The organism is Pseudoalteromonas sp. TAB23 (assembly GCF_000498075.1).
Lineage (GTDB): Bacteria > Pseudomonadota > Gammaproteobacteria > Enterobacterales > Alteromonadaceae > Pseudoalteromonas > Pseudoalteromonas arctica.
Genome location: NZ_AUTP01000168.1, coordinates 22,965 through 36,075, shown reverse-complemented (window position 1 = coordinate 36,075; position 13,111 = coordinate 22,965). Strand labels below are relative to the sequence as shown.

Sequence of the window (13,111 nt, the reverse complement as noted above, 5' to 3'; positions counted from 1 at the left end):
TAAGCATGATGTTTATTAAAAAGCGACTCAGGTCGCTTTTTTTATGCCTTTAATATACACAAACTTATATGATGTATATAATCTCACGCATAAGAAAAACTAATTCTAAGCTTGGTTATTATGTCAAGACGGGTACCTCCATTAAACGCATTAAAAGCCTTTGAAGCGGCTGCGCGTCATTTAAGTTTTACTAAGGCTGCAGAAGAGCTCTATGTAACGCAGGCGGCAGTAAGTCATCAAATAAAAACACTTGAAGAGCATTTAGGTTTAAAGTTGTTTTTACGTAAAAACCGCTCATTATTATTAACTGAAGAAGGCCAAGGCTATTTTTTAGATATAAAAGAGATTTTTACTCAGCTTATTGATGCAACTGAAAAGCTATTAGCCCGTGGTGCTAAGGGCTCATTAACAGTTAGTCTAACACCAAGTTTTGCTATTCAGTGGTTAGTGCCTCGTTTGAGTTTGTTTAATGAGTTACACCCAGAGATAGACGTGCGAATAAAAGCACAAGATCAAGATGAAAACTCACTGACTGATGACGTAGATATTGCTATTTACTATGGAAGAGGCCATTGGAATGGCGTACAAGCGTACAAACTTCATACCGAGTATTTAGTACCACTTTGTAGCCCTATGTTATTAAGCGGATTAAAGCCGCTTGATCAACCTAGTGATTTAGCGCATCACACCTTATTGCATGACACCACACGTAAAAACTGGAAAACGTGGATGAAAACTGCAGGCGTGCGTAACATTCAGGTAAATCAAGGGCCTATATTTAGTCACTCATCAATGGTGTTACAAGCTGCAGTACATGGGCAAGGTGTGGCAATTGGTAATAGTGTATTAGCTAAACCCGACATAGATGCAGGGCGTTTGGTTATTCCGTTTAATCACAGTCTAGAAAGTAAAAATGCATATTACTTAGTGCTTCGCGAATCGCAAACAGAGCTTGGTAAAATAGTTTCGTTTAAAGAGTGGATGCTGAGCTTAGTAGAGCATGAGCAAGAACATGAGTATTAATAATGATTGAATGGTTTAAAAACACCGCACAACCTGCAATTGCACAGTTTATATTTGCGCATGGTGCAGGTGCTGGTAGCGATTCTGACTTTATGCAACATATGGCAAAATTAATAAGCGAGCAAGGTGTTGATGTTGGTTTATTTGATTTTGAATATATGCAAATTGCTAAACAAACTAATAAACGTAGGCCTCCAGAGCGAGCGCCAAAGCTACTTACTCATTATGAGCAAGTGCTTGGGCAGGCGCAGCCAGATTTACCGTTATTTATAGGCGGTAAATCGATGGGCGGACGCATGGCATCAATGCTTGCGTGCAGCACAGAGCAAAGACTTTCGGGTGTTATTGCATTTGGTTATCCATTTCATCCGCCGGGTAAGCCAGAAAAGTTACGCACCGATCATTTTGCTGATATTGTTTGCCCTTTTTTAGTATTACAGGGCGAGCGAGATACATTTGGTACACGTGAAGAACTGCTTACTATGGAAATGCCAAAACAGCCTTTACTCACATGGCTGACTGATGGCGATCATTCATTAAAACCACGTAAAAAAAGTGGCGTAACTGAACTGCAAAATAGAGAAACAGCAGCGTTAAGTGCCGTTGAATTTATTAAGCAACAAGTAGAGATGTGTTAAGACTCGATTAGGGGATTAGATGATTAAATTATTTTTAATGACCGGCAGTATTTTTTGTATGCTCTCGGTTATGTTAGGTGCATTTGCTGCCCATGGTTTAAAAAGCCGTTTATCGGAGTATTCATTAGGGGTTTTTAAAACAGCTGCTGAGTATCAAATGGTGCATGGCCTTGCACTTATTGCGGTGGCTATTTTAATCAAATGGGGCATAAACCTGAGTTGGGCTGGTGGTTTTTTTATAACGGGCACACTACTTTTTAGTGGCAGTTTATATTTACTCGCTCTAACAGATATGAAGTGGCTAGGGCCGATAACACCGCTTGGTGGATTGTGCTTTATTATTGGTTGGATTGTTATTTTAGTGCAAGTCGCACGATTTAAGTTTTAAAGAGTTTAAGGGTTAATATGTCTAGTGTTGTGATTTATTGTCGTAGTGGTTTTGAAAGCGATGCCGCTGCTGAAATAACGTTTCATGCTGCAGAGCAGGGTTTTGCAGGGTATGTAAAAGCAAAGCCAAATACAGGTTATGTTGTTTACGAATGTTTTGAAGCGCATCACAGCGACGAAATAATCAAAAAAGTCGATTTTAAAAATATGGTGTTTGCACGCCAATGGTTTGCCGGTACATTACTTGAAAACATGCCAGTAGAGGACCGTGTAAGTGCAGTAGTTGAAGCTGCTAAAGATTTTACATTGTGCTCAGAGCTGCGCGTAGAAACGCCAGATACAAATGAAGGCAAAGAGCTTTTAACGTTCTGTAAAAAAATATCAACGCCGCTTAAAAAAGCCCTCGAAAAACAAAATACAGTACTGCGTGAGCCAAAAGCAAACCGCCCAGTAATGCATGTCATGTTTTTAACAAACAATACGGCTTATGTTGGTTACTCGTATAGCTTTAATAATTCTCCATTTTTCATGGGTATTTTACGCCTTCGTATGCCAAGCGATGCACCGAGTCGTTCAACGTTAAAACTCGACGAAGCGTTTAATGTATTTATTCCTGAGCAACAACGTGAATTACGCGTGGCAGCAGGTATGCGCAGTGTTGATTTAGGTGCATGCCCGGGTGGTTGGACTTATCAGCTTGTACGCCGTGGTATGTTTGTAAGTGCGATTGATAACGGCCCAATGAATGACGATTTAATGCAAACGGGGCAAGTTAAACATTTTAGAGCAGATGGTTTTAAATATCGCCCAGAAAAAAGAAATATTACTTGGTTAGTGTGCGATATGGTGGAAAAACCAACCAAAGTGACTACGCTAATGATTGACTGGGCAGTAAATGCATACGCAAAAGAGTTTATATTTAACTTAAAACTACCTATGAAAAAACGCTTTGATAGTGTTTATGAATGTCTTTCGATGATAAGAAAAGAGCTTGAGAAACATAGCATTAATTACGAGTTACAAGCTAAACATCTCTATCATGATCGTGAGGAAATAACCGTTCATTTAAACGTTACTAAGGTGCCACAAAATTTGTATAGTTAATATGTAGAGGCTAAAAGTGGTAAAAAACAATATTAATAAATGGCTAAGTTTACTTTTTTTATCACTTTTAATCACAGGTTGTGGCGGCGGCGGAGAAGGTAGTGATTCAACTACGCCCTCTGGTAACGCTGCGCCCAGTGTTACGCTCTCTGTTAGTAGTAACGTTATTGTCTCTAACCAATCGTTTACTATTACTGCGCTTGCAAGTGATAGTGACGGGCAAATAGCCAATTATCAATGGCAACAACTTAGTGGTCCTGAATTTACATTTATTGTTAATGGCAATACGCTTACAGCTACTGCACCGAGTGTAACCACTGACACGACCTTTAGTTTTTCAGTTACTGTTACTGATAATTCAGGTGCTACTGCACAACAAGTATTTTCAGGCACTATCACTTCTCAAAATAATGCACCTACAGTTAATATTACAGGCCCAAGTAGTGCACTTGCTAACACACAAGTAAGCTTAGTTGCTAACGCTCAAGATACAGATGGAACCATAAGCACTATTAGTTGGATTCAGTCTGCGGGAGATAATGTTGATTTTAGCCAGTCAGATGGTGTACTTAGTTTTACTGCCCCCAATGTATCTGAAAATACAACGCTAGGCTTTAGCGTAACCGTAACTGACAATGCCGGTAAAAGCGCTCAAGCGAGTAAAACGGTTTTAATTAATCAAGTAAATAGCGCGCCAACAGTCATTGTTACAGGCCCTGAAGAAGCTGAAAAAGATGACAGTGTAACCCTAGTTGCAGATGCACAAGACAGCGATGGCAGTATTAATAACATAACCTGGCAACAAACAAGTGGCCCTGTAGTTGAACTTACCCAAACAGAAACAAGTATTAGCTTTAATGCGCCCACTGTTGCGCAAAATACCAATGTAACGTTTGTAGTAACTGTTACCGATGACGATAACGCTACAAATAACGCCCAGAAAATAGTTGTAATATTAGCCCCAAATAACCCACCGGCTGCCGATGATGTAAATATAAATGTGCAATATAACCAAGCCACAGAATTTAGCTTAGTGGTTAGCGACACTGATAACGATAGCGTACAGATTGACTTTGGCGATGATTTAAATGGGGCGCAAATCAGTGTTATTGATGCCCAAGCCTTACGTTTTAGTTACACACCTCCTGCAAACAGTATCACTCCACAAAGCTATATGTTAACGGCGACTGATACAAAAGACACAACCGAATTTGTACTGAGTGTTACCGTTGTTGATTCAACGCCCGCTACAATTAGTAATGTAACGCCCCAAAAGAGTAATGAACCAGTATTTGTAGATAGCCCTGTTAGCATTACATTTTCAGATATTATGCTCGTGAGTACTTTAGCCGTTAACTCTAGCAGTGGTACTTGTACTGGAAGCGTACAAGTGTCAGCAGATAATTTTACTACTTGCTTGGCCTTAACTATTGAAAGTTTGTCGGGTACTACCAGCGACACAAGTACTTATTTTCATACTGTAAATTTAAGCGCAAGCTTTGATGAAGACACTCAATATATTGTTCGTGTTACAGCTGATTTAGCTAATTTTGATAGCACAACTATTTTGGCGCAAACTGCCACCTCGTTTACAACTTCTAGCCAAGATATAAAAATAACAGAGCTTTCATCTGTGCAATTTAGTAATGACTTACCTTGGATTGAACTTTATAACGGCACCGGTGCGACAGTAAATTTACAAGACTACTCTCTTAAAGCTCGCAGTATTAATATGTCTGATAGTACGTTGAGTGATGAGCAAATATTTACGCTGCCTAATAAAGAGCTTTTAAATGGCGCCTATATTATTTTACAAAGCCGCTTTGGCGATGATTTTTTAGCAAGTGCGTCATTAAATAACACTAAGCTTGTACTTGTTGGTAGCGCGAATGATCAAATTAGGCCTTATTGGTACATAAATGGTTTTGCAGAATTACTTAATAGTGCGGGTACACAAACTATCGACTTTATTAAGTTTGGAAATTCAACCCAAGAGCCTGTAACAGCCTCGCAGTGGCAAGGAGAAAATGCTGCACAAATACTGCCAGAGCAGGGCGCCAGCTTAAAGCGTACGCTCGGCGCAACCGATACCAACCAAAATACAGACTGGAACTACTCAGTATTCAATACTCCGGCAGGGCCTAACGATATAACTTGCTCAATAGATGATGATGAAGACGGTATTCCAGATTGTGCAGAGGTAGAGGGAGCAACATTTGGTGGGCTGCCTTTGTATGAATGGGGGGCGCGTACTTCACAAAAAGATATATTTATTGAAATAGATTATATGGATAGTAGTGATGTTGGAATAACGCCTCATCGAACTGCACTTGAAAAAATTGTTAGTGTATTTGCAAGTAAAGGCTATACCGTTCATTTTGATGTAGGTGACTTATTTGATCAAAGTAGCGATATTGCGCCGCAAAACTTTGATTTAGGTGGCGGAAATGTTGTCCCTTTTAATAGTTATACTCCGTTTGAGTACGATTTAAGTAGCCCTAATTTGTTTGCTTATAAAATGGAATATACCGATATAACCCGCAGACCCATTTTTCATTACTTATTAATGGCAAGTAGTGGAAATGAAGATGGCAGTATTAGTGGGTCGGGTATTGCTGAGATCAGCGGTAATGATTTAATGGTAACTATGGGCGGCTGGGGCTTAACGCTCGATACGCAAATAGCAACCAATGTAACTTATAATTATCAAGCATCAACTATCTTTCATGAGCTAGGCCATAACTTAGGCTTATACCATGGTGGCGATGAAGAGGTTAACTTTAAGCCTAATCATTTAAGCTCTATGAATTATTTATATCAATTAGCGGGTTTATCAACAATAGGTAATAACGAAGGCGATCGTTATTATGAGCGTTTTTATCCCGGCAATGCTAGCTGCGATATTACACCAAATACTAATAGTCATTTAGGCTCTACAGAGGATTTTATTATTGATTATTCAAGTGGTAGTTCAGCAGATTTAAATGAGAGCACAATACTTGAAGCACAGGGGCTAAATCGAAATGGCTCACTACCTGTTGATTTTAACTGTAATGCAATTAACACCGAAAGCTTAACCAGCTTTGATACTAATCAAGATAATACAATATCAATACTTAGTGATGTAGATGAGTGGAGCATGCTTAATTTGCAGTTTTATATGCAAAGTGCAGGTAATCGATTTGGCGTGCCAAATACTAATAATAGTAAGGTGTATAATTTACAAAGCTCACCTACTAATATTGAAACGCTGCCCAGTTATATAAAAGAAGCGCAGCCAAGTAGTGCAATTATTGCTGAGTTAAAAGCAATTAAAGAGCATTAATATGAAACTAGGGTTACGTATTAAGTTTATTGTTTGTAGTAGTTTTTTAAGCTTACTAATAGCGTGTAGCGATACTAACAATGCACGTGAATGGTTACTAAAAAATGACAATTTATATTACAAAAATACAGCTATTGACTGGCGAGTTGAATCAGTAAAGGGCTGTAAGACATGCGTTATAAACCAAGATGTTGTTTATCAGCCTGAAGGCATTAGTAGTTATAATACGTTAATGCATAGTCAAAATTGGGTGGCGGTACATGAGTTAAGTAAAATCAATGTTATCCGTTTAAAGATGCCAGACCAAACACCTTACTTATTCGTAGAGCGTATAAAAGGGCGAACACTAAAGCTGTTTGATCAGCAGCAAAACTACAGTATAAAAATTGGTGAAGTTACAGCCGTTAATTTTAACAATCAGCGCTTTAGTATTTTGATTAAAAAATTTGAAGAAGTAGATAAACAAAGCGTCGCATTACCAAGGCGTGCATCGCTTGAGTTTATTGTTTTAAAAATAGATTAAAAAAAGCACCTTAGGTGCTTTTTTATCTCGGGTGCGGTGTCCTTCGGATATTAAAAAGTCAGCAACCTCTTAATTAACTACGGTATTTTGGTCGATAATTATCGACCCACAAACGTGTTGCACCACACACAGCTACAGGCATAACTATTAAGTTTACAAAGGGTATAGCCGTTAATAACATAACAGCAAAACCAAACCCGTATGATAAACCTTGCTTAGATTTTAAATCGTCTTTCATCTGTTTAAAGCCAATTTTATGGTTATCGAACGCATAGTCTTCGTATTGTACTGCGTACATCCAACAGGTAAACAAAACCCATAGTATTTGGCCAATGACAGGTAAAACCCAAAGTAGTATGAAAAAACCAATAGCGCGAGGAAGGTAATAGCACAGCTTTGTCCACTCACGGGCAAGCATTCTAGGTACATCTTTAACTAATTCGGAAAAACCATCATCGTTAATTTTTTGACCCGTTAAATAAAGCTCAACTTTTTCGCTTAATAAAGCATTGAATGGGGCTGCAATAAAATTAGTGATTATAGTAAATAGCATACTGTAGCTAAATAATACGACTAATACAGCAATTGGCCACATTAGCCATTCAAGCCAGCTTAACCATTCTGGTAGCATGTTACTGATGTAGCTAAAGCTATCACTTAGCCATCCAAATAAGAAAAACAACGAACTACCAAATAGCAGAACATTAATTAAAAGCGGGATAAGTACAAAGCGCTTTAACCCTTTTTGGCTAATTAATTTAAATCCCGAAAAAAAATATTCCATACCTTGTGTGATCTGCACTGTAACCTCAAAAAATATTTACCATTAGTTATAGTATAAATAGCTTAATAATTTTGAACAGTAATTTTAAGTAACAAAGTGTTAGCTTTAATGTTGCGGTTTTGGTTATATAGTAACTACAGGTGTTTAGTAATATGCAATTATGATTAATCAATGTAGACCCGGTTAGTTTTTTATTAATAAAAGAATGAACTTACTAATCATGACTATACTGAACTTTACTACGTAGAAAAAAGCATCTGCCAGAGGCTTTTTGTTGTATCAATATGTATAAATAATGCGAGCAAGTGAAAATGGGTACGGATAGGTTAAAAAAGTTATTATCTCACCAGCAAGGCATTTTATCTAAAATTGCATTAGGGGTACCTTTAAATGAGGTGCTTACTGAAATTTGTTTATCAATAGAGCAGATTATTAATGATGAATCTGCTAGGTGTTCTATTTTATCAGTTAAAGGCCAGCAGCTTTTTCATTGCGCAGCCCCTAATATTCACCCAGAGTACTGTAGTTTGCTTAATGGAGTTCACATAGGGCCAAAAGTAGGTTCATGTGGTACTGCAGCATTTTCGAAATCGCGCACAATTGTAGAAAATATTGAAACCTCACCGCTTTGGGAGGACTTTAAAGATTTAGCGCTAAAGTTTGATCTTAAGTCATGTTGGTCAACACCTATTCTTTCAACTCAAGCTGATTTGTTAGGCACCTTTGCTATTTATCACAGCACCCCTAAAGCCCCATCAGAGCAAGATTTAGAACTAATAGATTTTTTTGTACACTTTTCAAGTATTGCTCTTGAGAAAAGTAACGAATTTGAGAAGGCAAAACAGCTTGTCTTTAATTTACAGCACAGTAATGAAAAATTTAAAGCCTTCACCAAAGTAATGCCTGATCTCATCCTCATTTTAAGTGAGGATGGCACATATACCGATGTTTATGGTACCTCTAATGAGTTACTGCTAGATTCGACCACGGATCTTATTGGCGAAAATGTTAAAGACCTACTTCCTCAAAAAGATGCGAAGATGATAATGGATGTCATCGAAACAACACTCTCGACTAACGAGATGCAAATATTTGAATATGAATTAAATGTTCCCAAAGGGGGCATAGTTTTTGAGGGACGAGCTGCCGCTTTAGATCATTACAATCCCAGTAGTCCTACAAAAAGACATGTAGTGTGGATGGCCAGAGATATTTCAATAAAGAAAAAGGCTGAGCAAGAAGTTCATAAGCTCGCATTTTACGATCCATTAACTAATCTTCCAAATAGAAGGATGCTTAGCGACAAATTAAGCCGATGTGTAGAGAGTGTTAAGCGTAACAAAAATATAGGGGCATTATTATTTTTAGACCTAGATAACTTTAAGCGTATTAATGATTCACTTGGGCACAGTGCGGGTGATGAAGTACTTGTGGAATTATCAAAAAGGTTAAGCGCAATAATAAAAGGCTCAGATACACTGGCCAGAGCGGGTGGTGATGAATTTATTATTTTGCTTAAACACATAGGGCAAAATACAAAGCAGGCAATTCTAGAATGTAAAGCCGTTGCTAAAGAAATTCAAAGAGCTTTTCATGATAAGTTTGAAGTGGGCAACCTTGCATTTCAAGTAAGCTGTAGCATCGGTATTTGCCTAATTGATAGCGTAAACGCACAGGCTGACAATATATTAAAATTTGCAGATACTGCTATGTATTGTTCTAAAAATAAAGGGGGTAATAGCAGCAGCTTTTACGACCCAGCCTTGCAAACACTACTTGAAAAGCAAACAGAGCTAGAAACCGACATAGTGAGAGCAATTGCGTCTAATGAGTTTTGTGCTTACTTTCAGCCACAAGTTAATACGCAGGGTGATGTTGTTGGTGCTGAAGCACTTATTAGGTGGAACCATCCTCAAAGAGGGCTGATAACAGCAAACGAATTCATACCTATTGCAGAGCAATACGGACTTATTCAAAAACTACAAAATATTGTTTTGCATGATATATGTATTTTAATTAATGAGCTTAAAGCAAGCGCTATCATTGACGACTCGTTTAGTGTTTCAATTAATATTAGTCAAAGTCAGTTCAATTCATCAAATTTAAAAGGTGAGCTGTTCAACACTATCAATGAATTTGATATTCGAGCATCACAAATTAAGTTAGAAATAACCGAGTCAATGCTCTCTAGTGATATAGATTATACAATTAGGCAAATGAAAGAGCTCATTGCGGCTGGCTTTTTATTCTCGATTGACGATTTTGGAACTGGATACTCTTGCTTAGCTTACTTAAGTGCGTTTCCTGTTAAAGAATTAAAAATAGATAAAAGCTTTATTGATAAAATTTTAGATAATGAGATTGGCTTTAATATCGCACAAACAATTATCAGTTTAGGAAAAAGCTTAAACTTAGTGGTCGTTGCAGAAGGCGTAGAAACAACAGAGCAGTATGACTTACTTAAAAAAATGAATATTGACACTATGCAAGGCTACTTAGTTGCAAAGCCGATGGATAAAGAACGTTATTTAAAATGGCATAGTGCTAATAGCAATCCGCAATAATACTTAATCAATTAGAGGGATTAAATCTGGCGGTAACTGTGTTAAAAAATTCTGCCTTGTTATCGACACGATTTTCTTATCTCAAAATAGATCACTTAATTAAGCAAATTTGGTACGGAAATGCTCTCAGAGCTTAATTACTTAAAGGCCAATGTTTAATAATTGGGAATAACCTAACAGAGACTTCCCATATGCTAGGTCACTTTTACTTTTTCTAGCTGCTAAAATTCCCCAAACTATATGCTAAATAAGGACTAAAGATTTTTTGGTTAAACAATGCTAAGCTATGCCCGCTTGAATATATTATTTAAAGCTTAATAAACTTATAACAATGAATGGAAGCTTTATGCAGTTAGTCGATTTGAACCCTAATGATCCCGATGTAGTAAATGTATTTGACGATATAGACCGACTTATAAATTCTTTATACCCTGTTGCTACAGCGCAGTCTTTGGAGTTAAACGAATTAACCTTACCTAATGTGTATGCTATTGGTTTAAAAACTGAAGAAGGTATTATCGCTTGTGGTGCGATTGTAGAGAAATTTGATACTCAGCCTTATGGCGAAATAAGACGTTTATATGTAAAACCAAGTCATCGTGGTAAAGGGCTATCAAGACGTATTATGCAGATTTTATTACATCAAGCTGGCGAAAAGAAAATCCCGTTAATACGTTTAGAAACAGGTCCAAAGCAAATAAAATCAATCAATTTATATGAAAATTTAGGCTTTAAACGCTGTAGCAGTTTTGGCTCATATGTAGATAATCCACAAAGTGTATTTATGGAGTTAGGGCTTAGCCAGTAAGCTTATTAACGCTACGACATGTTAAAGCTTAATGTGTCGTAAATATCTGGCCTCATTATTACCTTGTAATAAAAGTCATACTCAAACTATTAACTATAAAAGCAGCTTTTATAGTGATGCAAAAAATACTTCACTGTTTTTAACACCTGTCTTCGTATAAAATCTGCCTCGATAATTAGTGACTAACTTACAAAGCGAGAATTTTTATCTTTTCTAAAAGTAGCAATAAACAAATGAGCGAAATAACAGTAGTAACCCACAATGGTAATTTTCATGCAGATGACGTTTTTAGTATTGCGGTACTTAAACATGTTTTGCCAACGTTTAAACTGGTACGTACTCGCGATAAAGCGCTTATAGAGAGTGCCGACTTTGTAATTGATGTAGGTGGCGAATACGACCCTGAAACTAATCGCTTTGATCATCATCAACGCGGTGGTGCAGGCGAGCGAGAAAATGGCATCCCTTTTTCATCATTTGGTTTAGTGTGGAAAAAATACGGCTTAGCGCTGTGTGATGATAACCAAGCCGTGGCTGATAGAGTGGATTCAGGCTTAGTTTCAACCATTGATGCCATTGATTGTGGTCATGTTGAAGGTGTATCAAAAGGAATAAGCTTGAGCCAAACAATCTCAATGTTTAACCCTACGTGGGAAGAAGAGAGTAACTTTGATACCTGTTTTGATGAAGCTGTTGAATTTGCAGCTCGCATGCTCATTCGTTTTATCGCCTCAGCTCACGGTAGTGTAAATGCAAAAGCGATTGTTGCTAAAGCAATTGAAAATGCAGAAGATGCCAGAGTTATAGTGCTTGAAAAATACACACCGTGGAAAAAAACAGTGCATATTTTATCAAGCGATGCGCTATACATGGTTTACCCATCGCATTCTGGGCAATGGATATTACAAACAGTACCCGTTGAGCCTGGCTCGTTTGAAGATAGAAAACCGCTTCCTAAAGCATGGTCAGGTTTATCTGATCAAGCGTTTATAGATGAAACCGGTATTGACGACGCTGTGTTCTGTCACAATGGCTTATTTATAGCGGGCACTAAGTCGTTTGAAAGCACAATGAAACTTGCCACCATGGCGCTTAGCGAATAACAACGCAGATTCATAACGAATACTAAGCATAACAATTTATATAGATTGTTATGCTTGTTATATTAGCGTGGAGCATTATGTTTGAACTAAAAACAATCGCACTTTTTACTATTACAGCCTTAGCAGAAATAGTGGGTTGTTATTTGCCTTACCTTTGGCTTAAGCAAGATAAAAGCATTTTACTTTTAATTCCTGCGGCTTTAAGTTTGGCACTATTTGCATGGTTGCTATCTTTACATCCTACTGCAGCAGGGCGCGTGTATGCAGCTTATGGCGGCGTATATATTTGTTTTGCGCTATTATGGTTATGGGTTGTTGATGGCGTAAAGCTTACTATGTGGGATATTATTGGTGGTTTAGTTGCACTGCTAGGTATGGCTATAATTATGTTCGCACCAAAAAGTGCATAGCTGGCTCATACTCAATAAATAAAAAGCGCCTATTTATAGGGGAAAACACATATAGGCCCTGTCTTGGCTAAAAACCAAATGCACAGCTGCAATTTCTACCTCCAAAGATAAACACACCCTAGTGCTATTTAAAGTCCTATCTCGATTATTTTCAAACTGCCAATAAAATATAACAACTTCAATACGACAGGCAATACCTAACGCTACATATGCGCTAAGCAACTATTGAAGCTGGTGGATGTTATGCTGAGCGTTTTAGAAGTGCAGATTATATTCAATTTTAAAAATGCATAGGTATTACTTAAACACAACACGTTGGCTAAACTATGAGTAATATGAAGCGTGTAGAACACTCGGTTCTAATTCTTCAAAAGCAGATTCTATTACCAAAGTAACTCCAGATTAGTTTTATTGAATAGGGTAACTCATTTTTGCTAATAAA

At 37.5% G+C, this 13,111-nt stretch carries 11 protein-coding genes; 10 read left to right on the top strand and 1 reads right to left on the bottom strand.

Features of this window, described 5'->3' with window-relative positions; genetic code table 11:
* The first annotated feature begins 120 nt into the window (after nucleotides 1-120).
* Genes L654_RS0107600 through L654_RS0107575 form a run of 6 tightly spaced genes read left to right on the top strand, consistent with a single transcriptional unit; the run spans nucleotide 121 to nucleotide 7,000 of the window.
* A complete protein-coding gene (locus tag L654_RS0107600; RefSeq protein WP_002958561.1) occupies nucleotides 121-1,023 on the top strand; it encodes a transcriptional regulator GcvA in 903 nt (300 codons plus the stop codon).
* A 2-nt stretch (nucleotides 1,024-1,025) separates the two neighbouring features.
* On the top strand, nucleotides 1,026-1,661 hold the full coding sequence (locus L654_RS0107595; protein ID WP_024591611.1) for an alpha/beta family hydrolase: 636 nt from the start codon (nucleotides 1,026-1,028) through the stop codon (nucleotides 1,659-1,661).
* Between the two features lie 19 nt (nucleotides 1,662-1,680).
* Complete coding sequence (locus L654_RS0107590; protein WP_024591610.1) at nucleotides 1,681-2,049, top strand: DUF423 domain-containing protein; 369 nt, start codon at nucleotides 1,681-1,683, stop codon at nucleotides 2,047-2,049.
* Between the two features lie 17 nt (nucleotides 2,050-2,066).
* Nucleotides 2,067-3,152, top strand: a complete 1,086-nt coding sequence (gene rlmM / locus L654_RS0107585) for a 23S rRNA (cytidine(2498)-2'-O)-methyltransferase RlmM (protein WP_024607701.1) — start codon at nucleotides 2,067-2,069, stop codon at nucleotides 3,150-3,152.
* Nucleotides 3,153-3,168: 16 nt separating this feature from the next.
* Nucleotides 3,169-6,477, top strand: coding sequence for a chitinase (locus L654_RS0107580; RefSeq protein WP_024607700.1), 3,309 nt, complete (start codon nucleotides 3,169-3,171; stop codon nucleotides 6,475-6,477).
* A 1-nt stretch (nucleotide 6,478) separates the two neighbouring features.
* Entirely contained in the window at nucleotides 6,479-7,000 is a 522-nt protein-coding gene (locus tag L654_RS0107575; RefSeq protein WP_024607699.1) for a hypothetical protein, read from the top strand.
* Between the two features lie 73 nt (nucleotides 7,001-7,073).
* On the opposite strand, the gene cysZ is transcribed toward L654_RS0107575, so the two are convergent.
* Nucleotides 7,074-7,802, bottom strand: a complete 729-nt coding sequence (gene cysZ / locus L654_RS0107570; RefSeq protein ID WP_024591607.1) for a sulfate transporter CysZ — start codon at nucleotides 7,800-7,802, stop codon at nucleotides 7,074-7,076.
* Nucleotides 7,803-8,095: 293 nt separating this feature from the next.
* On the opposite strand from cysZ, the gene L654_RS0107565 reads away from it, so the two are divergent.
* The 4 genes from L654_RS0107565 to L654_RS0107550 all read left to right on the top strand — a co-directional run bounded on the left by L654_RS0107565 (nucleotide 8,096) and on the right by L654_RS0107550 (nucleotide 12,669).
* On the top strand, nucleotides 8,096-10,348 hold the full coding sequence (locus L654_RS0107565; RefSeq protein WP_024607698.1) for an EAL domain-containing protein: 2,253 nt from the start codon (nucleotides 8,096-8,098) through the stop codon (nucleotides 10,346-10,348).
* Between the two features lie 346 nt (nucleotides 10,349-10,694).
* Nucleotides 10,695-11,156, top strand: coding sequence for a GNAT family N-acetyltransferase (locus L654_RS0107560; RefSeq protein ID WP_024591605.1), 462 nt, complete (start codon nucleotides 10,695-10,697; stop codon nucleotides 11,154-11,156).
* A 233-nt stretch (nucleotides 11,157-11,389) separates the two neighbouring features.
* The gene (locus L654_RS0107555; RefSeq protein WP_024591604.1) at nucleotides 11,390-12,259 is read left to right on the top strand and encodes an MYG1 family protein; all 870 of its coding nucleotides are present in this window, start codon (nucleotides 11,390-11,392) and stop codon (nucleotides 12,257-12,259) included.
* A gap of 77 nt (nucleotides 12,260-12,336) precedes the next feature.
* Entirely contained in the window at nucleotides 12,337-12,669 is a 333-nt protein-coding gene (locus L654_RS0107550) for a YnfA family protein (RefSeq protein ID WP_024607697.1), read from the top strand.
* Nucleotides 12,670-13,111 lie beyond the last annotated feature (442 nt).